A 20,065-nucleotide genomic window follows, 5' to 3' on the forward strand; every position below is an offset into this window, starting at 1 on the left:
GATCAGCGCGCCGCCGCGATCTGGGCCTTGGCGCCCATCATCATCAGCCCGCTGTCATTGGCCAGGGTGACGAGCTGGAAGCCCAGCCCGATCGCCTTCTTCGCATAGGCACCCGTGCCGTTGTGGATGCCGGCGAACTGGCCGCGCTTCTTCGTGGCCTTCAGCATCTTGTCGTAGATTTCCAGGATCTCCGGTTCCTCGCGGTCCAGCTTCGGCACCATCCCGTAGGAGAAGCCCAGGTCGGACGGACCGACATAGATGCCGTCGATGCCGGGCACATCCAGGATGGCGTCAAGGTTGGCGACGGCCTGGCGCGTCTCGATCATCGGGATGACCAGGATCTCCTGGTTCGCCGTCTCCTGATACGGGCCGCCTTCGCCATACATGCCGACGCGGATCGGGCCGTTGCTGCGGCCGCCCTGTGGCGGGTAGCGGCAGGAATAGACCAGGGCCGCGGCTTCCTCCGGCGTGTTCACCATCGGGCAGATCACGCCATAGGCGCCGGCGTCCAGCACCTTGCCGATGATGCCCGGTTCATTCCACGGCACGCGCACCATCGGCGTCACGTCGTTGCGCGCGGCCGAGATGCCCTGGAAGCAGGCGACCGCCGAGAGATAATCCTGCACGCCGTGCTGCATATCGACGGTGACGCTGTCGAAGCCGCACTGGGCCATGACCTCCGCGCTGAAGCCCGACGGGATGGCCAGCCAGCCATTCACCACCGACTTGCCGGCCTTGATGGCCTGTTTCACGGCGTTCGCCATTCTGCGTTCCTCATTTCATTCAGGATCTTGACGCTAGGCGTGGCCCTGGGGAGCGTCAACGCGGCTGGACCCGGTCGCCGCCGCCGGGCAGGTTGCGCCCATGAACCAATGGCGCGTCGCTTCCGAAACGGGTTTTTTGGCCGATGTGCTGGTCTGCCCGCCCGATCACTACCGCTGGCTGCCGACCAACAGCATCGCGCGCGCGACCCTGGCCACCGACCACCAGGCGCCGGCCCCGGCGCATCTGGCGGCGCAGCACGCCGAACTGGTGCATGCGTTGGAACAGGGCGGCGCGCGGGTCCATGCGCTGCGCCCGGAACCGCACCTGCCCTACATGGTCTATACGCGGGACAGCGTGGTCGTGACCCACGCCGGCCCCGTGCTGTGCCAGTTGGAACGGCCCCAGCGGCGCGGCGAATACGCCCCCCTGATCGACTGGCACGGCGGCACCTTCTGGCACAAATCCAGCGCCGGCACGCTGGAGGGCGGCGACATCCACATTCTGCGCCCCGGGCTGGCGCTGGTCGGCTATTCGGGCGGCCGCACCGACCAGGCCGGCGCCGAACAATTTGCCACCTGGCTGCGCGCCGAGGGCTGGGAGGTGCGGCTACAGCCCTTCGATGAGCATTTCCTGCATCTGGACGTTTTGCTCTGCATGGCCGCCCCCGGGTTGGCCGTCGCCTGCCTGGACGTGCTCGACCCCGGGCTGGTCGATTGGCTGGCGCAAAAAAACATCCGCTGCCTGGACGTGCCGTATCGGGAGGCGATGGCCCTCGGCGCCAATATCCTGGCCCTCGGCCGGGGCCAGGTCGTTTCCGCCCGCGCCTCCACCCGGCTCAACGCTGCCCTGCGCGCGGAGGGCTTGGTGGTGCTCGATCCTGACCTCACCCTGTTCACGCTGGGCGGCGGCGGACCGCATTGCCTGACCTGCCCCTTGTTGCGGAAAGAGGACTAAAACGATGCCGGATGCGATGGAGGCGGTGGCCACGACACTGCGCGAGGCCCTGGGCGAACGCCTGTCGGTCAACAATGCCATCCGCGAACAGCACAGCCATGGCGAGGACACCACCACCCCGGTCATGCCCGATGCCGTCGTTTTTGCTGAAACCACGACCGACGTGGTCCGCACCGTCACCCTCTGCCACCAGCACGGCATCGCCGTGACGCCCTTTGGCGCCGGCACCTCGCTGGAGGGCCATGTGACCCCGGTGCGGGGCGGCGTGTCGCTGGACGTGTCGCGCATGGCGGCGATCCTGGAAGTGAACCAGGAGGACATGGACTGCCTGATCGAACCTGGCGTCACCCGGCAGCAGTTGAACGACCATCTGCGCGATCGCGGCCTGTTCTTCCCGGTCGATCCCGGCAGCCACTGCACCATCGGCGGCATGTGCGCGACGCGCGCCAGCGGCACCAATGCCGTGCGCTACGGCACCATCCGCGAGAATGTGCTGGGGCTGGAAGTCGTGCTGGCCGATGGCCGCGTCATCCAGACCGGCGGCCGCACGCGCAAGGCCGCCAATGGCTACGACCTGACCCGGCTGATGATCGGCAGCGAAGGCACCCTGGGGGTCATCACGAAAATCCGACTACGCCTGCATGGCATCCCGGAGGCGCAATCGGCCGCCGTCTGCCAGTTCTCGACCCTGGCCGCCTGTGTCGAGACGGTGATCGCCACCATGCAGGCCGGCATTCCCGTCGCCCGCATCGAATTGCTGGATGAGGTGCAGATGGGCGCCTGCATCGCGTTTTCGAAACTGCCCGCGTCCTTCGCGCCCATCCCGACCTTGTTCCTGGAATTCCACGGCACCCCCGCGGCGGTTCGCGAGCAGGCCGAAGCGGTGGAGGAGATCGCCCGTGACAATGGCGCCGCCGGTTTCGACTGGGCGACGGATGCCGACGCCCGCAACCGGCTGTGGAAAGCGCGGCACGACGCCTATTGGGCCGCGATCGCCATGGTGCCTGGGTCGCGCGGCATTGCCACCGACGTTTGCGTGCCGATTTCCAACCTGGCCGAGGCGCTGCTGGGCGCGAGGGAGGATATCGAGGCCTCCGGCCTGCTTGCCCCCATCGTCGGCCATGTCGGCGACGGCAATTTCCACACCGTCATCCTCGTGCCGGGCGATCAGCCCGACGCCCTGGAACGCGCCTGGGCGCTGGACAAGAAGATCGTCGCGCGCGGCCTGGCGCTGGGCGGGACCTGTTCGGGCGAACACGGCATCGGCCTGGGCAAGCGCGAGTTCCTGGAAACCGAGCACGGGCTGGAGGCCCTCGCGGTCATGCGGTCGCTGAAAACCGCGCTGGACCCCAAGGGCATTTTGAACCCCGGAAAAATCTTCCGGAACTGACCCGCGATGACTCGCCCCGTGGATGAGGCCTCGGCCGCCTTCGTGCTGCCGTTGATGGCGCTGGCCATGGCGCATGTTCTGTCCAATGCCGTTCGCACCCTGCCCGCCATCGCGGTCGATGTGCTGACCCTGGACCTGGGCGTCACGGCCGAGGGCCTGGCCGCGCTGACGGGCGCCTTCCACTTCGCCTTTGCCGCGGGGCAAATCCCGGTGGGGGTGGCGTTGGACCGGTATGGCGTGAAGACCGTGGCGCTTTGGCTTTGCGCGACGGTCACCCTGGGCGCGGCCTTGGCCGCGGTCGCCGGTGGGGCGGGCGGGTTCTTGTTGGCCCAGGTCGTTCTGGGCCTGGGATGCTCGGGGGCGCTGCTCTGCCCTATGACCTATGCCGCCAAGATCCTCAGCCCCCAGAAATTCGGGCTTTGGGGCGGGATGATCCAGGCCTTTGGCAATTGCGGGATGTTGTTGTCGGCCAGCCCCCTGGCGTTGATCGTCGATGGCGCGGGGTGGCGTGTCGGCTACTGGGCCAATGTCGGGCTGGGCATTGCGGTGATCGCCCTGATCGTCGCCATTCTGCCGCGCGGGGACAAGGACACCGCGCCGCCACGCGCGATGGTGCCGGAGGCGCGTGGCGTCGTGCGCCTGCTTTTCTCGCGTGGGTTGCGCAATGTGGTGGTGCTGGCCTTCTGTTCCTTCGCGGTCATGATCGGCGTGCGCGGCTTGTGGGGCGGGCCGTGGCTGATGGAGGTGAAGGGGTTTTCGCGTATCGAGGCAGGCAACATCCTGCTTTTCGCGACCTTCGCCCTCGTCATCGGCCCGGCACTGGCGGGGGCGCTCGATCGGCATTTTGGTCGGCGTTGGTTGCTCATGGCGGTCGGGCATCTGCTCGCGGCGGGGTTTCTGGCGCTGGTGCTTCTGGGCGGTGGCCTGCCCGGGTGGTGGGACGCGGCGATGCTGTTCGGCTACTTCCTGACCCTGTCGATGCATGTGCTGATCTTTGCCCTGGTCCGTGGTGCCACCGCGCCCGCCGATGTCGGCAAGGCGATGGCGGCGGTGAACCTGTCGTTCTTCGCTGGCGCCGCGGTGCTGCAGGCCGCCAGCGGGCCGGTCGGCGCCTGGGGCGGGCCGGCGGCGGCGATGGCCTTCCTGTGTGCGGCGTTGCTGGCCTGCACACTGATGTTCATGCGCCTGCCCGGGCCGCGCTGAACCCGTCATCCAGTCGACGCGGTTCTGTCATCGGCGCGCCGCCGTCCGCGTGGCAAGCGGCGCCCTCCGGATGGAGAGCCTGCCGTGTTCCAGCGTCGCCCCTTGTTGACCGCCCTTGTCCCGATGCTGGCCGCGCCGGCGCTTGTGCGTGCCCAGTCCGCCCCCGCCTGGCGCGCCCAGGTGCCGGAGATCCGCTACGGCATCGTCTCGGTCGAGAATGAGCGTGACGCCATCGCCCGGCTCCAGGACATGGCCGCCTACCTGCGCCAGACGCTCGACAGCCCGGTCCGCGTGTTCCGCGGCAGCGATTATGCGGGTGTCGTGGAGGCGCTGCGGTCCGGCCACGCGGAATTCGCCTATCTGGGTGCTGCCGCCTACGCGCTGGCAGCCCGCGTGATGGGCGACAAGATCGCCCCCTTCGCGCGCTACATCGATAATGAGGGCGCCGAGGGTTACTTCAGCGCCGTCATCGTCAAGGCCGACAGCCCGATCCGCGCGATCGGCGATTTGCGCGGCAAGACCGCCGCCTGGGTCGATCCGAACAGCACCTCCGGCTTCCAGTTCCCGTCCTATTTCCTGCGCAAGGACGGCATGGACCCGACGTCCTTCTTCAGCCGCACCGGCTTTGCCGGCAGCCACGAGAACGTGGTGATCGCGGTGTTGAACGGCCAATACGACTGCGGCGCCGTGTCCTACAGCAACGAGGCACGCAACACCTTCCAGCGCATGGAGGAGAAGGGGATGATCCCCGCCGGCTCCATCCGCGTCGTCTGGCGCACGCCGCTGATCCCGAACGGACCCTTCGTCGGCCGCACCGACCTGCCGGGTGGCCTGCGGGAGGCTTTTGCCACCGCGATGATGGCGATGCCGCAGGCCAACCCACAGGCCTTTGCCGAAATGTCCAGCAATGCCCGCGGCCTGGCCCCGGCGCGCCACGCCGATTACCTGGATGTGATCGCGGTCACCGAGGAAAACAGCGCGCTGCGCCGGCAACAGCGCCGTAGCTGATCATGATGACCCCCGCGCTGGTCGCGGCGACGGCACGGGTCGCCGCACATCGCGGGGCGGCGTTCCGGGCCCGGTCCGTGACGCTTGCCGGCTTCGGCGCCCTGGTGCTGCTGGCAGCCTGGATCGGCGAGGTCGATCTGGCCAAGCTGTTTCGCGGCCTGCCGATGATCGGCGACTATCTGTGGCGCACCGTGCCGTCGCTGCGCGGCGACCACCTGGCCGATGACCTGCATGACTGGTTCTGGGGTTTGCGCGAGTGGGTGATCCTGCTCGGCGACACGTTGCTGATTGCCTATGTCGGCACCGTGTTCGGCGCGGCTGTCGCGCTGCTGGCCTCCTTCCCCGCCGCGACCACCCTGGCACCCGACCGTGTCGTCTGGCCGCTACGACGCGTGCTTGAAGCCGCGCGCACTGTGCCGACGCTGGTCTTTGCCCTGCTGTTCGTCTTCGCCTTCGGGCTGGGGCCGCTGGCCGGGGTGCTGGCGATCGCCATGCACACGGCGGGTGCGCTCGGCAAACTTTTCGCTGAAATCCACGAGAACGCCGATCACCGCCAGGTCGAGGCGATCCGCGCCGCCGGCGGCACCTGGGCCGAAGCCTGTCGCTTTGGCGTGCTGCCGCAATCCATGCCGGGGATGCTGTCCCTCGGCCTGCTGCGGTTCGAGATCAATGTGCGGGAGGCCAGCGTGCTCGGCCTGGTCGGTGCCGGCGGCATTGGCGAGGAGCTTTATCTGGCCGTGCGGCAGTTCGAATACACGGATATCTCCGCGATCCTGCTGCTGATCATGGCGACCATCGTGGGTTTGGACAGCCTGTCCGGATTTCTGCGCCGACGGGTGATCGGGGTCCAATGAACCGGGCGATCTGGCTTTTGGGGGCAGCGCTCCTGGCGCTCGGGCTGTGGCGCATCGACGCGTCGCCGCAGCGGCTGTGGGATGGGCTGGCGAAATTGGGTTGGCTGATCTCGCTGATGTGGCCGCCATCCTTTGGTGGCGTGCTGCCGCAACTGCTGCAGGCCCTGGCCGAGACGGTGGCGATGGCCTTCCTCGGCACCTTGATCGCGGCGGTGCTGGCGATCCCGCTTGCCGCCTGCGGTGCCCGCAACGTGGCGCGCTTCTGGCCGCTGCGCTTCGCCGCCAGGCGGTTTTCGGACAGCCTGCGCGGGATCGACACGCTGATCTGGGCGCTGGTCTTCGTTTCCGCCGTGGGCATGGGGCCGTTTGCCGGAATCCTGGCGATTGCCGTGCCGGACATCGGCGTGCTGGCGCGCACCGCGTCGGAAAGCCTGGAGGCCGCCGATCGCCGCCCGCGGGAAGCCATCGTCGCCTCTGGCGGCGGGGCGCTGCTGTCGCTGCGCTGGGGGCTGATGCCGCAGGTGCTGCCGGAATATGTGGCGCAGGTGCTGTACCTGTTCGAAAGCAACACACGATCGGCCACGATCCTGGGCGTCGTCGGCGCCGGCGGCATCGGCCTGGCGCTGACCGACCGGATGCGGATCAACCAGTGGGATGAGGTCGCGGGGATCGTGCTGCTGATCCTGGTCGCCGTCGCCGCCATCGACACGCTGTCCCGACGCATCCGCATGAGGCTGATCCGCGCATGAACGACCCTGGCACCACCGGAAAAAACCTGTCGGCCGAGGCGCCCGCCATCCACCCCACCGCCAGTATCCGCGACACGGCTTTTGGCCGTTTCAACGAAGTCGGCGCGCGCACGAAAATCGCCGAATGCAGCTTCGGCGACTACGCCTATGTCGTGCATGATGCGGAGATCATCTACACGACCATCGGCCCCTTCTGCTCCATCGCGGCACAGACGCGGATCAACCCGGGCAATCATCCGCTCGACCGCGTGATCTTGAATCACGTGTCCTACCGGAGCAGCGCCTATGGGCTGGGGCCTGACGATTCGGGCTTTTTCGATTGGCGGCGGTCGAAGCCCGTGGTGCTCGGCCCGGATGTCTGGGTCGGCCATGGCGCCATCATCCTGCCGGGGGTCACCTTGGGCACGGGGGCGGCCGTGGGGGCAGGCGCGGTGGTGACCAAGGACGTGCCCGATTTCGGCATCGTGGTCGGCAACCCGGCCCGGCTGCTGCGTTTCCGCTTCCCGCCGGAGATCTGCGCGGCCCTGCTGCGCATCGCCTTCTGGACCTGGGACCACGCGACCCTGGCAGACCGACTGCCCGATGTCCGGACCCTGTCCGCGGTGGATTTTTGCAGGGCCTACGATCCGGCGTAACCTCGGCGCCGGAGGTTGCCAGATGATATGTTCCATCCTCGTCGCACTCGACGACACGCCCGGGGCGGAGTCCGCACGGGACCTGGCACTGGCCCTGGCGCGCGCCACCAAGGCCAGCGTGACCGCGGCCGTCATCCTCGACCTGCCGCATGCGGCGGCCGCGATGGAACCGGTGCCGCTCGGCGGCGCCGCCTTCAAGGAACGGCGCGACGCCGCCCGCGTGGCGCGGGTGGAGAAGGAGGCCGCGGCGGCGATCGAAGCCTTCAGCAACGCCGCCGATGGCACCCGCTTCGAGACCTTGCGCCTGGCCGATGCGCCGGAGCCCGCGTTGCGGGCGGCCTCGGCCGGCTTCGACCTGCTGGTGATCGGGCGCGACAGCACCTTGGGGTTGGAGGAAAACAGCGATGGCCTGTCCCCCACCATCGCGGCGCTGCTGCACCACGGCGCGCGCCCTTTGCTGGTCGTGCCGCCCTGCGTGATGCTGCGGACCGAGGGCCCTGTCCTGCTGGGCTATGACGGGTCGATCCCCTGCCTGCGGGCCTTGCAGCTTTACGCCCTGCTGCGGCCGATGGGCGACGCGACGGTGACGGTGGTCAGCGTCGGCACCAGTGCCGCTGCCGCCCAGGCCATGGCCGAGGTTGCCGCGGGCTACCTGCGGCGCCATGGCATCCCGGCCGAAGCCTTCGGCAGTTCCGGCGACCACCCGGCCGATGTCCTGCTGGCCCAGGCCGCGGCGCTGCATGCGCGGATGCTGGTGATCGGGGCCTATGAGACATCCGGGCTGCGCGCACTGCTGCTGGGCAGCGCCACCCGCAAACTCCTCATCGAGGCACCCTGCCCGGTTTTCGTGAGCCACTGACATGTCCTTCTTCGACATCCCCGCCGCCTTCGCCGAAGCACGCGGCCGCCGCTTCCGCTTCCGCCGCATGGGCGAAGGCCCGCCCTTGCTTCTGCTGCACGGCAATCCGCAGACCCATGCGATGTGGCATCGCGTGGCACCTGTGCTGGCCGAGCGCTACAGCGTGATCTGCCCGGACATCACCGGATATGGCCTGTCCGACAAACCGCCGGTCAGCGACGATCATGCCGCCTACGGCAAGCGCGCGATGGCGGCCGATATGCATGCGCTGATGCAGGGCCAGGGGTTTTCGCGCTTTGGCGTGGTCAGCCACGACCGCGGGTCGCGCGTTTCGCATCGCCTGGCCATCGATTTCCCCGATGCCGTCGAACGGCTTTGCGTCATGGACATCATCCCGACGATCGAACACTTCGAACGCACGGACATGGATTTCGCCCTGGGCTACGCACACTGGTTCTTCCTCGCCCAGCCGCATCCGAAGCCGGAGCGCATGATCCTGCGCGATGTCGAGGATTGGTTCGACATCCAGACCAGCCGCGAGCCCAAGGACGCCGGCTTCTTCCACCCAGAGGCCCGCGCCGACTATTTGGCTGCGCTGCATACCCCCGGCACCGTCGCCGCGATCTGCGAGGACTACCGGGCCGCCATCACCATCGACCTCGTGGATGACCGCGCCAGCCGCGCGGCCGGGGCGCGCATCCGCTGCCCGCTGCTGGCGCTCTGGGGGGCGAAGGGCAAGGTCGGGCAGTGGTACAAGCCGCTGGAAATCTGGCGCGCCTATGCCGACGACACCGTCATCGGCGGGCCGGTGCCAAGCGGCCACTACCTGGCCGAGGAAGCGCCCGAAGCGGTGTTGGCGCCGCTGCTGCCCTTCCTGGTCACGCCACCACCAGGCTGAGGCGATTGCGCCCGTCGCGCGTCCGCTCATAGGCCAGCGACCGCGTCATCTTCCGCAGCAGCAGCAGCCCGCGCCCGCCGATGCGGGACGCGGCCACCGAGGCCCCGGCGTCACGCAACGGCGCGGTCGCGGGATCGAAGGCGCGCCCCGCGTCCACAAAAACCAGGCCGACACCGTCCTGGCCCGGGGTCGCCGTCACGGTGACTTCGGGCGCGCCGCCGTGGAGGATGGCGTTCAGCACCACCTCCTCGAACAGCAATTCGCTGCGCAGGATGGTGCGCGGGTCGGTGTCGTGCTGTTCCAGGAATGCGATCAGGCGGGCCTGGGCCGCGGCGATATCGGGGTGGTCGCTGGCGACCGTCAGCGTCATCATCTCAGTCGAAATCAAGCGACAGGATCGAGACGTCATCATCCAGCCCATGCGGCGCGACGCTTTGCATCACGGCATTCAGCAGGCGCTCGGCCTCGGGCAGGCCGGGCACGGGTGGGGTTGCGAGATGCGGCAGGAAGTCGGCCAGGCCGCGCCGGGTGCCGTCCGCCGCCGCGGTGTCGAACGCGCCATTGCTGAACAGCACCAGGCGCGACGCCGGCGGCAGCGGTACGACGGCGGAGCGATAGGGCCATTCGGCCGTCAGCCCAATCCCCGGATTGCGCACATGCAGCGCCGCCCAGGCCGGCGCGCCCGGCGCCAGCAGCCAGCCCGGATGATGCCCGGCGCCGGCAAAGCAGAGCGTCCGCGCCGTGAGGTCCGCGACGCCATGCCAGCAGGAGAAATACAGCCCGCCCTGCCGGTCGCTCTGGAACAAGGCGTTCAGCCCGGCCAGCACGGCGGCCGGATCGGCCGGATCGGCACCGGCCGGCCCGCCCGATCGCAGCGTGTTCATCACCGACGCGGCCAGCAGCGCCGCCCCCGCGCCATGCCCTGCGACATCGAGCAGCCAGACGGCGAAGCGCCGGTCATCCAGGAACCGCCAGCCAAAGCCGTCGCCACCGATCTGCGCGCTGGGCACGAAGCGCCAGTCGGCGCGCACCGGCCCCTCCGCGATCGGTGCCGGCAGCAGGGCCGTGACGTAGCGCTGGGCCTTTTCCAGGTCGCGTTCCAGCCCCTGGTTCCGCTCCATCTCCTGCCGCGGCAGGCACAGGTATTGGAGGTGGTAGGGGCCGACGCGCAGCACGCTGCCGGGCGGCAGGGAGGTGGGGCCCTCGATCCGCTTGCCGCCGATCCAGCAGCCGTTGGTCGATCCCATGTCGGTCACGATGGCGACGCCATCCTGCAAGGCCACGACGCAGTGCTGGCGGGAGATTTCATCCGACGCCAGCATCAGCCCGTTCTGCACCGTGCGCCCGATCGTCAGCGGTTCGGGGCCGAGCGGCACGCGGTGCGGCGGTGCGCCGGGCTGGTCCAGCACCAGCAGATGGATCATCGCCGCCGGTGGCGGGCTGTGGTCATCGACGACCGGCGCGCCGATCAGCGTGCGGTCTTCGTCGCTGTCCGCGCTCATGCGCCAAGGCCCGGCATCGCCACCAGGTCGGTGTCGCCCGTGCTCTGTCCGGCGGCCGTCAGCATGGCGTGGACCTGGCCGCGGTGGTGCGTCTGGTGGTTGAAGACATGCGTCACCAGCAGCCCGTTGGGGCGCTGTATCTCTCGCTGCAAGGCGCCGCTGAAGTAGCGCGTTTCGCCGGCCAGGAAGGCGGGGGTGACGCGCGCGGCCCAGGCCTCGATCCGCGCGTCGGTGTCCTGCCGTGCTTTGGACAGGGCTTCGAACCTGTCATGCAGCCTTGGGCTGTCGCGCAATGCGATGGCCGGCGGCGCCCAGCCGTCGAAGCGCGACATCCAGATGGTATCGCCCCAGAGCAGGTGGTTCAGGGTGCCTTGGATACTGCCGAAGAAGGCACCGCGATCCAGCCGCCGCTCGGCCTCGGTCAAGCGGCTTGCGGCGGCGTAGAGGCGGCGGTTCATTTCGGTATTATAGGCCGCCATCGTGGCAACCCAGGGTTGGGTGATCATGATGCCCCCAGTGTTGCACTCACGCTTGCGTGAGGGGAAGGCCCGGTGCGGCTACAGGGTTTTCCAGAACAGCACGGTGGCACGGTAGGTCCCGTCGGCCTGGAGCGAATAGCCGGGGATGCGGCCCGCTTCCTGCCAGCCCATCGCGCGGTACAGCGCTTCGCCCGCATCGCCCGCGTTCGTGTCCAGGGTCAGCAGGCGGCGGCCGACGCCACGGGCGGCCTGTTCGGCGCGGGCCATCAGGGCGCGGCCAACGCCACGGCTCCGCGCGGCCGGGTCCACCAGCAGCTTGGCGATCTCGGCACGGTGCGGCTGGTTCTGCGGCGTCGCGCAATCGACCTGCACCGTGCCGACCAGCGCGCCATCCAGCCAGGCGACCAGCAGCAGCCGCGACCCGCCCGCCACATCGCGCGCGACACGCTTCCAGAAGGCCTGTGCCGTGGCCGGCGCCAATGGCGGCAGGAAGGACACCGACGCCCCATCCGCCACGCAATCGATCAGGATGCGCGACAGGCGACGTTCGGCGCTGGCGGCCCCCGCCGCGTCCAGTGCTTCCACCACCAACCCGCGGGCGGGCTTGGCGTAGCGAAATTCCAGTGACTTGGAGAGGTCGTCGAGGATGCGGATCGACCCGCTGCGGACATAGCCGCGCTTTTCGTAGAAGGCATGCGCCGCGGCGAAGCGCGTGTCGGTCCACAGCACCAGGCGTTCGGCCCGGGCCGCGGCATGCGCCTCGGCCGTGTCGAGCAAGCGGTGCGCGAGGCCGGTGCCGCGCGCCGATGCCGCGACATAGAGGCGCTTGATCTCCCACGCGTCGTCGGAGCCGAGTGGTGCGGTGCCGACCATGCCGACCGCTTCGCCATCCTGCACGGCGATCCAGAGCGCGCCGCCGATCTTGGCGAAATGCGTCGCCAGCGCGCGCAGTTCCGGCAATTCGGCGTCCAGGTCGAAGACGCAGCCAGGGTATTCCGCCCAGGCGTCGCGGATCAGCCGGATGAAGGCCTCCGCGTCAGAATCCTGTCCGGCCCGGATCATGTCAGCGCCCGTCGTTGTCATGAGCAAAGGCTTGTAGGCACCTTGGCGGCTCTGGCAACACACCCCGGTCGAGGAGACAAGCATGCGCACCGCCCTGCTATGGCTCAGCCTGCTCGCGACCGGGTGGGTCGCCGGGTTCTTCTATGCCTATTCGTTCTCTGTGATGCCGGGGCTGGATGCCACCGAACCCGCCAATGCCATTCGTGCCATGCAGGGGATCAATGCCTGCGTGCGCACGCCGGTCTTCGCCTTTGCCTTTTTTGGTTCGCTGGTGCTGCCCTTGCTCGCGGCGGTCGCCGGGCGCTGGCAACCACGCGCGGGTCTCGCGCTTGCTGCCGCGCTGATCTACGGCGCGGGCGCCTTTGCCGTGACCTTCATCGTCAATGTGCCGATGAATGAAGCCCTGGCGATCGTCGATCCCGATACCGCCGGGGCTGCCGCCACCTGGCAGGGCTATACGGTGCCCTGGACCCTGTGGAACCACTTGCGCACCGGGGCATCCACCCTGGCGTTCCTGGTGCTTGCGCTGGCGATCCGCACGCCAGCGCGCCCAGTTCAGTGAAGACCGCGACAGAAATCCTGGATCCGGCTGCAGGCCTCGCGCAGGCTTTCCGTGTCGGTGGCGTAGGAAATCCGCAGGTAGGGTGACATGCCATAGGCTTCGCCCTGCACGGCGGCGACGTGTTTCTCCAGCAGCAGCGCCATGGCGAAGTCGCCGTCGGTGTTGATCTTCGTGCCAGCCGCGGTGGTCTTGCCCAGGCAGCCCGCGATGTTCGGATAGACGTAGAAAGCGCCTTCGGGCTTGTGGCAGACGATGCCGGGCGCGTCGTTCAGCATGGCCACCACCAGGTCGCGCCGGTCGCGGTAGATCGCGGCCCGTTCGGCAACCAACTCCTGCGGCCCATCCAGCGCCGCCACGGCCGCGGCCTGCGACACGGTGCTGATGCCGCTGGTCAACTGGCTCTGCATATTGACCATCGCCTTGATCAACGCCTTGGGCCCACCGCAGAAGCCGACGCGCCAGCCGGTCATCGCATAGGTCTTGGACGCGCCGTTGACCGTCAGCACGCGGTCCTTCAGCGCCGGCTCGACGTCCGCGATCGTGCAGAATTCGAAGCCGTCGTAGACCATGTGCTCATACATGTCGTCCGTCAGGATCCAGACATGCGGATGCTTCAGCATCACCTGCGCGATGGCCTTCATCTCATCCCGCGAACAGGCGGCACCCGTCGGGTTCGATGGGAAGTTCAGGAACAGCCACTTCGTCTTCGGCGTGATGGCGGCGTCCAGATCCTCGGGCCGCAGCTTGAAGCCGTTGTTCTGCGGGCAATTCACAAAGGTCGGCGTCGCCGTCGCGAGCTTCGCCATCTCGGAATAGCTGATCCAGTAAGGTGCGGGGATCAGCACCTCATCGCCCGGATTACAGGTCGCCAGCAGGGCGTTCATGATCACCTGCTTGCCGCCATTGGCGACCATGATCTCGTCCAGCGCGTAGTCCAGGTTGTTGTCGCGCTTGAACTTGCGCTGCGCCGCCTGCTTCAGCGCCGGGGTGCCGTCCTGGGGCGGGTACTTGGTGTCGCCGGCCAGGGCGGCCTTGTGCGCGGCCTCGATCGCATGCGCGGGGGTCGCGAAGTCAGGCTCGCCGACGGCCAGCGAGATCACGTTGTGCCCGGCATTCGCAAGCTCGCGCGCCTTGACGGTCATGGCGACGGAGGCCGCCACCAAGACGTCCTTGAGGCGGTCCGCCAGCGCGGGGGAGGTGGCGGGCATCAACGCAGTCCTTCGCAGAATGTCTTGATCCGGGCGCAGGCCTCGGTCAGCAGCTCGTTCGACGTGGCGTAGGAAATCCGGAAATGCCCGGGGAACATGAAGGCGCTGCCATGCACGGCGGCGACACCCTGTTCTTCCAGCAGCGCCACGACAAAGGCCTCGTCATCCTTGATCAAAGCGCCGCCGGCGCTGGTCTTGCCCAGGCAACCGCGGATGTCCGGGTAGACGTAGAAGGCCCCTTCCGGCGTGTGGCAACGGACGCCCGGGCAGGTGTTCAGCGCGGCGACCACCAGGTTGCGGCGGCCTTCAAAAGCCTGGCGCATCTCCTCGATGCTGTCCTGCGGGCCGTCCAGCGCCTCGATCGCGGCGGCCTGGGAGATGCTGCTGGTGTTGGAGGTGCTCTGCCCCTGCAACTTGTCCATCGCCTTGATCAAGGCGACCGGCGCGCCGGCGAAACCGATGCGCCAGCCGGTCATCGCATAGGCTTTCGAGCAGCCGTTCATCGTCAGCGTGCGGTCGCGCAGGCGCGGTTCCACCTGCACGACGGTCGCCGGCTTGAAGCCGTCATAGGCCAGCTTCTCGTAGATATCGTCGGTAAAGACCCAGACATGCGGGTGGCGCATCAGCACGTCGGTCAGCTTCTTCAGCTCCTCGGCCGAATAGGCTGCCCCGGTCGGGTTGCAGGGGTTGTTCAGGATGAACCACTTGGTCTTGGGCGTGATCGCGGCTTCCAACTGTTCCGCGTTGATCTTGAAGCCCTGGTTCTGCCCGGCCGGCACGATCACCGGCGTGCCTTCGGCCAGCGCCACGATATCGGGGTAGGACACCCAGCACGGCGCCGGAATGATCGCCTCGTCACCCGCCTGCATGGTGGCCAGCATCGCGTTGAAGATGACCTGCTTGCCGCCGGTCGAGACGATGATCTCATCGGCGCTGTAGTCCAGGCCGCTGTCGCGCTTGAACTTGCGGGACACGGCCTCGCGCAGCGCCTTGGTGCCGGCGACGTCGGTGTAGCGGGTGTCGCCGGCCTCGATCGCGCGGATCGCCGCGTCCTTGATGTTGCGCGGCGTCTCGAAGTCGGGCTCGCCGACCGAGAGGCTGATCACGTCCCGCCCGGCGGCCTTCAGGGCGCGGGCCTTGGCGGTGATCACGATGGTCTGGGACGGGGAAACGCGGTCCAGACGCTCGGCGGTGAGGTGCATGTCAGCTCTCGTTCGGGGGGTGCGTATCCCTACCCCCCGGCCCGCGGGGCGACAACCCGCGGACGAAGCAGAACCGCCGCCACCGCCATGCAGATCGCGGCCGCCCCCAGCAGCAGGGCGGCCAGGGCATTCACTTCCGGGGTGAGGCCGAGCCGCAGCATGGCGAAAACCGCCAGGGGCAGGGTGGTTCCGGCCGGTCCCGAAACGAAGGAGGCGACCACCAGGTCATCCAGCGACAAGGTGAAGGCCAGCAGCCAGCCGGCCCCCAGGGCCGGGGCGATCAGCGGCAGGGTGATGGTGCGGAAGGCGGCCCAGGGGGTGGCACCCAGGTCCCGCGCCGCATCCTCCAGCGCCGGGTCCAGCGCCGCCAGCCGGGCCTGCACCAGCACGGCGACATAGGCGCCGGCCAAAAGGGCATGGGCCAGCAGCACGGTGCCAGGCCCCCGGCCGGGCCAGCCGCCGGTCAGGGTTTGCACGGCGACGAACAGCAGCAGCAGGGACAGGCCGGTCACGACCTCCGGCAGCACCAGCGGCGCCCCGGCCAGGGCGCCGAACAGGGCGCGGCCCCGGAACGGGCCATGCCGCGCCAGGACCCAGCCCAGCCCGCCGCCGAACAGCACGGCCAGGGTCGCGGCGGCGGCGGCGATGCGCAGCGACAGCAGGGCGGCCTCCATCAGCCGTTCATTGGCCAGCACCGCCCGGAACCAGCGCAACGAGGCGCCACCCCAGGTGAAGGGCAGGCGGGCGTCGGAAAAGGCATAGCCAACCAGCAGCAGCACCGGCAGCCAGAGGAAGGCCAGACCGCCCCAAAGCGCCGCCCGCCTCATCGCCCCGCCTCCAGCCGCTGGAACAGCCAGAGTGGCGGCAGCAGCACGACCAGCAGCCCCAGGGACAGGGCAGCCGCCACCGGCCAGTCGCGGTTCTGGAAGAACTCCTGCACCACCACCCGGCCGACCAGGCTGGCGCCGGGCGGCCCCAGCAATTCGGGGATCACGTATTCGCCCGCGGCCGGGATGAAGACCAGCAGGAAGGCCGCCGCGATGCCCGGCGCCGCCTGCGGCAAGACCACGGTCCAAAAGCGCGCGACGGGGCCGGCGCCGAGGTCGGCGGCCGCGTCCTCCAACGCCGGGTCCAGCCGCAGCAGCACGCCGAACAGCGGCAGCACGGCAAAGGGAAGGTAGGCATGGACCATGCCGATCAGCATCGCCGCGTCCGAATACAGCAGCGGCTGGGGGTCGAAGCCCAGCGCGACCAGCATTCCGTTGATCCAGCCCTCGTCCCGCAACAGCCCGATCCAGGCCCCCATGCGGGGCAGAAACCCGGTCCAGAACGGCAGCATCACCGCGCCGAGCAGCCAGGGCCTGGCCGCCGGCCGGGCACGGGCGATGGCCCAGGCCATCGGGAAGCCCAAGGCCACGCAAACCCCGGCCGTGCCCGCCGCGACGACCAGCGATGTCAGCAACGCCCCCGCATAGAACGGGTCGGCGACGACCAGCGCCAGGCTGGTCCAATCCATCCCGCCGTTCCAGGGAAACCGCACCGGTGGCACCGCATCCGCTGCCTCACCTAGGGCGATCACCCCGACCAGCGCGATTGGGATGGCGACACCCAGGCCCAGCACCGCCCACAGCAGCAGCCGGATCATGGGTCGAGCGGCACCAGGGCGGCATCATCCCAGGCCAGGACGACCGGTCCGGCCGGGGCGGGGCCGCTGGCTTCCGGCCAGGCGGCGCGCAGCACGGCGCCGCCAGCGGTCCGCAGGGTCAACAGCGTGGTCCCGCCGCGATAGGCTGCGGCCTCGACCATGGCGGGCACGCCATCGCCGCTGGTCGAGACGGCGATGCGTTCGGCCCGCAGCGCGACGGCGGCCCCAGGCGAAAGCGGCGACGACGGGCGCAGCACGGCCGGCAGGCTGGGGCAGTCCACCCCGCCATCGGCGCGGGCCGTGCCCAGCAGAATATTGGCGGCGCCCAGGAAGTCAGCGACGTAGCGGGTCGCCGGCCGGTCCCAGACCTCGCGCGGCGTGCCCTGCTGCACGATGCGCCCGGCATCCAGCACGGCAATCCGGTCGGCCAGCGCCAGCGCCTCCGCCTGGTCATGCGTCACCATCAGAAAGGCGGCACCCGTCGCGCGTTGCAGCGCGCGTAGTTCCGCGCCGGTGCGTTCGCGCAACCCCGCGTCCAGCGCGCCGAGCGGTTCGTCCAGCAGCAGCAGGCGGGGCCGCAGCACCAGTGCCCGTGCCAGGGCGGCACGTTGCTGCTGCCCGCCGGACAAGGCGGCGGGGCGGCGCGAAGACAGGGCGCCGAGTCCGACCATCTCCAGCGCCTCGGCCACGCGCCGAACCCGGTCCGGGGCGGCAACCCCGGCGCGGCGCAGCCCGTAGCCGACGTTGTCGGCGACGCTCATGTGCGGAAACAGCGCGTAGGACTGGAACATCATGTGTAGCGGCCGGCGTTCGGGCGGCAGCGGGGCCAGGTCCTGGCCATCCATCGACACCTGCCCCGCCGCCGGCGCGCAAAACCCCGCGATGGCGCGCAGCAGCGTCGATTTGCCCGATCCGGAACCACCCAGCAGGGCCACGAATTCGCCGGCCGCGACATCCAGGTCCAGCGCGTCCAGCGCGACCGACCCGCCGAAGCGGACGGTCAGCCCCGCGACGCGCAGCAGCGGCGGGCTCAGCGGCCCGCCTTGAAGCGGCTCCAGGCGCGGGCGCGATTGCGTTCGGCGGCGGGGGCCAGCGCGCCCACCGTGAAACTGCGCGCGATGGTTTCCGCTGTCGGATAGACATTGGGGTCGCTGCGCACATCCTCGCGCACCAGCGGCAGGCTGGCCGGAATGGCGTTCGGGTAGCGCACCTGGTTCGTCACGCCGGCCATCACATCCGGCCGCAGCAGGAAGGCGATGAAGGCATGCGCCGCCGCCGGGTCCGGCGCATCGGCCGGGATCGCCAGCATGTCGAAGGACAGTTGCGCGCCTTCCTTTGGCAGGACGTAGCCGATTTCGACGCCGCGCCCGGCTTCGCGCGCCCGCGCCGCGGCCTGGATCACGTCGCCGGAATAGGTCAGCGCCACGCAGTATTCGCCATTCGCCACGGCATCGAGGATGGTGGAACTGGCGGTGATCGCGCGGACGTGCGGGCGGATCGCCAGCAGGGCGGTTTCGGCCGCGCGCAGGTCCTCGGGCGCGGTGCTGTCAGGGCTACGCCCGGCCCAGCGCAGCACGCTGGGCAGCACGTCCACGGCGCTGTCCATCACCGCGATCCCACAACGTGCCAGCCGCCGCGCATGTTCCGGCCGCATCAGCAGGTCCAGGCTGTCGAGCGGCGCATCCGGCGCCAGCGCGCGCACCCGGTCGGGGCGGATCGCCAGGCCGACGGTGCCCCATAGGTATATCGCCCCATGGCGGTTCCCGGGGTCCGCGCCCTCCACCCGCGCCAGCAGGGCCGGGTCCTGCCCGCCCCAGGTCGGGATCAGCGCACGATCCAGCGGCCGCAAGGCGCCGGCGCGGATCATCCGCGCCAATGTCGGCTCGGCGGTCGGCACGATGATGTCGTAGCCGCTGCGTCCGGCGGCGAGCCTGCCTTCCAAGGTCTCCAGGCTGTCATAGACATCGTAGCGGACGCGAATCCCAGTCTCCGCCGTAAAACGGCTGACGGCATAGGGGTCGATGTAATCCGACCAGTTGTACACGTTCAGCAGGCGCTGCTGCGCCGCCGCGCCACCGGATACCAATAGAAGCAAGGCAAGCAGGGACAACAGGCGGCGCATGGCGGACCCTTTGGATGAGGCGGCGAGACCCTAGCCTAGACCATGTCGGACCGGCTTGTGCAGACCGCCGGCGCGGCATTTTTTCCTTGACATTTTTTCCTATTGCTGGCATGTGTCGCCTCGCCAAGGGGTGAGGTGCGTCCAAACGCCCCTCCCCAGCCACCCGATCAGCCCGTCCCCGCAACCCGTATCCCCGCCGGCCTTGCCGCGCCGGGAGAGGAGGCGATGCATGCCCGCGTCCAAACCTGCCCGCTCATCGTCAGGCCCCGCCTGATGCCGTTCGATCCAAACGCGCTGGTGACGCTCGCGGCCACGGAGGGCTTCACCCTCTGGCACTACGCAACCTCCGACACGCGGGCGCAGACCTTGGCGTCCGGATATTTCGCCCCGTCCCTGGCGCGGTTGCGGCCGGGCCACGTCATCCTGGTCGTCGCATCCGATGCGCTGTCCATGCTGCCCGTGCGTTCGCTGGCAATGACCGGCAATGGCCTGGTGCTCGATGCCAGCAACGCGCCGATCCGGCTGACCAGGTCGGCCGTGCCGATCTATGCCTTCTCCTTGGCGGGGAGTGCCGGCGTCCTTGGGCTTGCCCTGTCGCCGCTGCCGACCGGCCTGACCGTGGGGCGCATCATCGCGGTGTCCGCCAGCGTCGGCGGCCCGATCGGCACTGTCCATTTCTCGATCCGCGACGCCAGCGACACGCTGGTCGTCGGGCCGGTCACGGCCACCCCCAGCGGCGGCATGGCCACGGCGACCATCAGCCTGCCGGCGCCGGGCAGCGGTTACCGCCTGCGGGCCGATACGCCGGACGAGCCCGACATGATCGCCGTCTCGGCACCCTTCTCCGTCACCGCCGCCTATTCGCTGCTGCTGCAAGGCAGCGGGCGCCTGCTGCTGGAACAGGGCGGCGCCCTGCTCCTCGAGCCCTGACGCGCCCTTCACCGGTTTTCCCCCTCCGAAACACCTGA

Annotated in this window: 22 protein-coding genes; 11 read left to right on the forward strand and 11 right to left on the reverse strand. The window is 69.2% G+C overall.

Translation table 11 applies throughout. The features are described from left to right. Positions 1-2: 2 nt before the first annotated feature. A complete protein-coding gene (locus ACQW02_RS26400; protein ID WP_431282896.1) occupies positions 3-764 on the reverse strand; it encodes an HpcH/HpaI aldolase family protein in 762 nt (253 codons plus the stop codon). Between the two features lie 100 nt (positions 765-864). On the opposite strand from ACQW02_RS26400, the gene ACQW02_RS26405 reads away from it, so the two are divergent. The 9 genes from ACQW02_RS26405 (at position 865) to ACQW02_RS26445 (ending at position 9,315) form a co-directional block, all read left to right on the forward strand. Continuing rightward, complete coding sequence (locus ACQW02_RS26405) at positions 865-1,719, forward strand: dimethylarginine dimethylaminohydrolase family protein (RefSeq protein ID WP_431282897.1); 855 nt, start codon at positions 865-867, stop codon at positions 1,717-1,719. A 4-nt stretch (positions 1,720-1,723) separates the two neighbouring features. After that, positions 1,724-3,109 carry an FAD-binding oxidoreductase gene (locus ACQW02_RS26410; RefSeq protein WP_431282898.1) on the forward strand — a complete coding sequence of 462 codons (1,386 nt, stop codon included), beginning with the start codon at positions 1,724-1,726 and terminating at the stop codon, positions 3,107-3,109. Between the two features lie 6 nt (positions 3,110-3,115). After that, on the forward strand, positions 3,116-4,312 hold the full coding sequence (locus tag ACQW02_RS26415) for an MFS transporter (RefSeq protein WP_431282899.1): 1,197 nt from the start codon (positions 3,116-3,118) through the stop codon (positions 4,310-4,312). Between the two features lie 84 nt (positions 4,313-4,396). Further along, a complete protein-coding gene (gene phnD / locus ACQW02_RS26420; protein ID WP_431282900.1) occupies positions 4,397-5,320 on the forward strand; it encodes a phosphate/phosphite/phosphonate ABC transporter substrate-binding protein in 924 nt (307 codons plus the stop codon). 2 nt (positions 5,321-5,322) lie between these two features. Then, on the forward strand, positions 5,323-6,174 hold the full coding sequence (phnE, locus tag ACQW02_RS26425) for a phosphonate ABC transporter, permease protein PhnE (RefSeq protein WP_431282901.1): 852 nt from the start codon (positions 5,323-5,325) through the stop codon (positions 6,172-6,174). Beyond that, positions 6,171-6,923 carry a phosphonate ABC transporter, permease protein PhnE gene (gene phnE, locus ACQW02_RS26430; RefSeq protein ID WP_431282902.1) on the forward strand — a complete coding sequence of 251 codons (753 nt, stop codon included), beginning with the start codon at positions 6,171-6,173 and terminating at the stop codon, positions 6,921-6,923. The genes phnE (ACQW02_RS26425) and phnE (ACQW02_RS26430) overlap by 4 nt, the downstream gene beginning before the upstream one ends. After that, a complete protein-coding gene (locus ACQW02_RS26435) occupies positions 6,920-7,558 on the forward strand; it encodes a chloramphenicol acetyltransferase (protein WP_431282903.1) in 639 nt (212 codons plus the stop codon). Before phnE (ACQW02_RS26430) ends, ACQW02_RS26435 begins: the two co-directional genes overlap by 4 nt. 22 nt (positions 7,559-7,580) lie before the next feature. Then, positions 7,581-8,417 carry a universal stress protein gene (locus ACQW02_RS26440; protein ID WP_431282904.1) on the forward strand — a complete coding sequence of 279 codons (837 nt, stop codon included), beginning with the start codon at positions 7,581-7,583 and terminating at the stop codon, positions 8,415-8,417. 1 nt (position 8,418) lies between these two features. Further along, positions 8,419-9,315 carry an alpha/beta fold hydrolase gene (locus ACQW02_RS26445; RefSeq protein WP_431282905.1) on the forward strand — a complete coding sequence of 299 codons (897 nt, stop codon included), beginning with the start codon at positions 8,419-8,421 and terminating at the stop codon, positions 9,313-9,315. On the opposite strand, the gene ACQW02_RS26450 is transcribed toward ACQW02_RS26445, so the two are convergent. The 4 genes from ACQW02_RS26450 to ACQW02_RS26465 are packed head-to-tail and all read right to left on the reverse strand — an operon-like array spanning position 9,296 to position 12,358. Continuing rightward, positions 9,296-9,688 carry an ATP-binding protein gene (locus ACQW02_RS26450; protein WP_431282906.1) on the reverse strand — a complete coding sequence of 131 codons (393 nt, stop codon included), beginning with the start codon at positions 9,686-9,688 and terminating at the stop codon, positions 9,296-9,298. The genes ACQW02_RS26445 and ACQW02_RS26450 overlap by 20 nt on opposite strands. 1 nt (position 9,689) lies before the next feature. Then, positions 9,690-10,817 (reverse strand): SpoIIE family protein phosphatase, encoded by a 1,128-nt coding sequence (locus ACQW02_RS26455; RefSeq protein WP_431282907.1) that lies wholly within the window; start codon positions 10,815-10,817, stop codon positions 9,690-9,692. Continuing rightward, entirely contained in the window at positions 10,814-11,323 is a 510-nt protein-coding gene (locus ACQW02_RS26460) for a DinB family protein (RefSeq protein ID WP_431282908.1), read from the reverse strand. Before ACQW02_RS26460 ends, ACQW02_RS26455 begins: the two co-directional genes overlap by 4 nt. Positions 11,324-11,374: 51 nt before the next feature. Continuing rightward, positions 11,375-12,358: a GNAT family N-acetyltransferase gene (locus tag ACQW02_RS26465; protein WP_431282909.1), complete on the reverse strand. Its 984-nt coding sequence runs from the start codon at positions 12,356-12,358 to the stop codon at positions 11,375-11,377. Positions 12,359-12,440: 82 nt separating this feature from the next. Here ACQW02_RS26465 and ACQW02_RS26470 point away from each other — a divergent pair, with 82 nt between their 5' ends. Continuing rightward, on the forward strand, positions 12,441-12,920 hold the full coding sequence (locus tag ACQW02_RS26470) for a DUF1772 domain-containing protein (protein WP_431282910.1): 480 nt from the start codon (positions 12,441-12,443) through the stop codon (positions 12,918-12,920). Here the strand turns inward: ACQW02_RS26470 and ACQW02_RS26475 are convergent. The 6 genes from ACQW02_RS26475 to ACQW02_RS26500 all read right to left on the reverse strand — a co-directional run bounded on the left by ACQW02_RS26475 (position 12,914) and on the right by ACQW02_RS26500 (position 19,097). Beyond that, positions 12,914-14,128 carry a pyridoxal phosphate-dependent aminotransferase gene (locus ACQW02_RS26475; RefSeq protein ID WP_431282911.1) on the reverse strand — a complete coding sequence of 405 codons (1,215 nt, stop codon included), beginning with the start codon at positions 14,126-14,128 and terminating at the stop codon, positions 12,914-12,916. The two genes, ACQW02_RS26470 and ACQW02_RS26475, sit on opposite strands and share 7 nt — an antisense overlap. Then, on the reverse strand, positions 14,128-15,330 hold the full coding sequence (locus tag ACQW02_RS26480; protein ID WP_431282912.1) for a pyridoxal phosphate-dependent aminotransferase: 1,203 nt from the start codon (positions 15,328-15,330) through the stop codon (positions 14,128-14,130). The genes ACQW02_RS26475 and ACQW02_RS26480 overlap by 1 nt, the downstream gene beginning before the upstream one ends. Positions 15,331-15,359: 29 nt before the next feature. Then, positions 15,360-16,157, reverse strand: a complete 798-nt coding sequence (locus ACQW02_RS26485; RefSeq protein WP_431282913.1) for an ABC transporter permease — start codon at positions 16,155-16,157, stop codon at positions 15,360-15,362. Next, positions 16,154-16,975 carry an ABC transporter permease gene (locus ACQW02_RS26490; protein WP_431282914.1) on the reverse strand — a complete coding sequence of 274 codons (822 nt, stop codon included), beginning with the start codon at positions 16,973-16,975 and terminating at the stop codon, positions 16,154-16,156. The genes ACQW02_RS26485 and ACQW02_RS26490 overlap by 4 nt, the downstream gene beginning before the upstream one ends. Then, positions 16,972-17,910 carry an ABC transporter ATP-binding protein gene (locus tag ACQW02_RS26495; protein WP_431282915.1) on the reverse strand — a complete coding sequence of 313 codons (939 nt, stop codon included), beginning with the start codon at positions 17,908-17,910 and terminating at the stop codon, positions 16,972-16,974. Before ACQW02_RS26495 ends, ACQW02_RS26490 begins: the two co-directional genes overlap by 4 nt. A gap of 95 nt (positions 17,911-18,005) precedes the next feature. Then, positions 18,006-19,097, reverse strand: a complete 1,092-nt coding sequence (locus tag ACQW02_RS26500) for an extracellular solute-binding protein (RefSeq protein ID WP_431282916.1) — start codon at positions 19,095-19,097, stop codon at positions 18,006-18,008. A gap of 273 nt (positions 19,098-19,370) precedes the next feature. Between ACQW02_RS26500 and ACQW02_RS26505 the strand changes: the two genes are divergently transcribed. Next, positions 19,371-20,027: a hypothetical protein gene (locus ACQW02_RS26505; RefSeq protein WP_431282917.1), complete on the forward strand. Its 657-nt coding sequence runs from the start codon at positions 19,371-19,373 to the stop codon at positions 20,025-20,027. The last annotated feature ends 38 nt before the right edge of the window (positions 20,028-20,065 follow it).

It is taken from the genome of Humitalea sp. 24SJ18S-53 (assembly GCF_050632385.1).
GTDB lineage: Bacteria > Pseudomonadota > Alphaproteobacteria > Acetobacterales > Acetobacteraceae > Humitalea.

Bases quoted from the DNA above. Each gene is read 5' to 3' on its own strand.
- ACQW02_RS26465 (WP_431282909.1), bottom strand. From the start codon at position 12,358: ATGATCCGGGCCGGACAGGATTCTGACGCGGAGGCCTTCATCCGGCTG.
- ACQW02_RS26490 (WP_431282914.1), bottom strand. From the start codon at position 16,975: ATGATCCGGCTGCTGCTGTGGGCGGTGCTGGGCCTGGGTGTCGCCATC.
- ACQW02_RS26460 (WP_431282908.1), bottom strand. From the start codon at position 11,323: ATGATCACCCAACCCTGGGTTGCCACGATGGCGGCCTATAATACCGAA.
- ACQW02_RS26410 (WP_431282898.1), top strand. From the start codon at position 1,724: ATGCCGGATGCGATGGAGGCGGTGGCCACGACACTGCGCGAGGCCCTG.
- ACQW02_RS26500 (WP_431282916.1), bottom strand. From the start codon at position 19,097: ATGCGCCGCCTGTTGTCCCTGCTTGCCTTGCTTCTATTGGTATCCGGT.
- ACQW02_RS26435 (WP_431282903.1), top strand. From the start codon at position 6,920: ATGAACGACCCTGGCACCACCGGAAAAAACCTGTCGGCCGAGGCGCCC.
- phnE (WP_431282901.1), top strand. From the start codon at position 5,323: ATGATGACCCCCGCGCTGGTCGCGGCGACGGCACGGGTCGCCGCACAT.
- ACQW02_RS26455 (WP_431282907.1), bottom strand. From the start codon at position 10,817: ATGAGCGCGGACAGCGACGAAGACCGCACGCTGATCGGCGCGCCGGTC.
- ACQW02_RS26485 (WP_431282913.1), bottom strand. From the start codon at position 16,157: ATGAGGCGGGCGGCGCTTTGGGGCGGTCTGGCCTTCCTCTGGCTGCCG.
- phnE (WP_431282902.1), top strand. From the start codon at position 6,171: ATGAACCGGGCGATCTGGCTTTTGGGGGCAGCGCTCCTGGCGCTCGGG.
- ACQW02_RS26480 (WP_431282912.1), bottom strand. From the start codon at position 15,330: ATGCACCTCACCGCCGAGCGTCTGGACCGCGTTTCCCCGTCCCAGACC.
- ACQW02_RS26475 (WP_431282911.1), bottom strand. From the start codon at position 14,128: ATGCCCGCCACCTCCCCCGCGCTGGCGGACCGCCTCAAGGACGTCTTG.
- ACQW02_RS26415 (WP_431282899.1), top strand. From the start codon at position 3,116: ATGACTCGCCCCGTGGATGAGGCCTCGGCCGCCTTCGTGCTGCCGTTG.
- ACQW02_RS26445 (WP_431282905.1), top strand. From the start codon at position 8,419: ATGTCCTTCTTCGACATCCCCGCCGCCTTCGCCGAAGCACGCGGCCGC.
- ACQW02_RS26450 (WP_431282906.1), bottom strand. From the start codon at position 9,688: ATGATGACGCTGACGGTCGCCAGCGACCACCCCGATATCGCCGCGGCC.
- ACQW02_RS26400 (WP_431282896.1), bottom strand. From the start codon at position 764: ATGGCGAACGCCGTGAAACAGGCCATCAAGGCCGGCAAGTCGGTGGTG.
- ACQW02_RS26505 (WP_431282917.1), top strand. From the start codon at position 19,371: ATGCCGTTCGATCCAAACGCGCTGGTGACGCTCGCGGCCACGGAGGGC.
- ACQW02_RS26405 (WP_431282897.1), top strand. From the start codon at position 865: ATGAACCAATGGCGCGTCGCTTCCGAAACGGGTTTTTTGGCCGATGTG.
- ACQW02_RS26440 (WP_431282904.1), top strand. From the start codon at position 7,581: ATGATATGTTCCATCCTCGTCGCACTCGACGACACGCCCGGGGCGGAG.
- ACQW02_RS26470 (WP_431282910.1), top strand. From the start codon at position 12,441: ATGCGCACCGCCCTGCTATGGCTCAGCCTGCTCGCGACCGGGTGGGTC.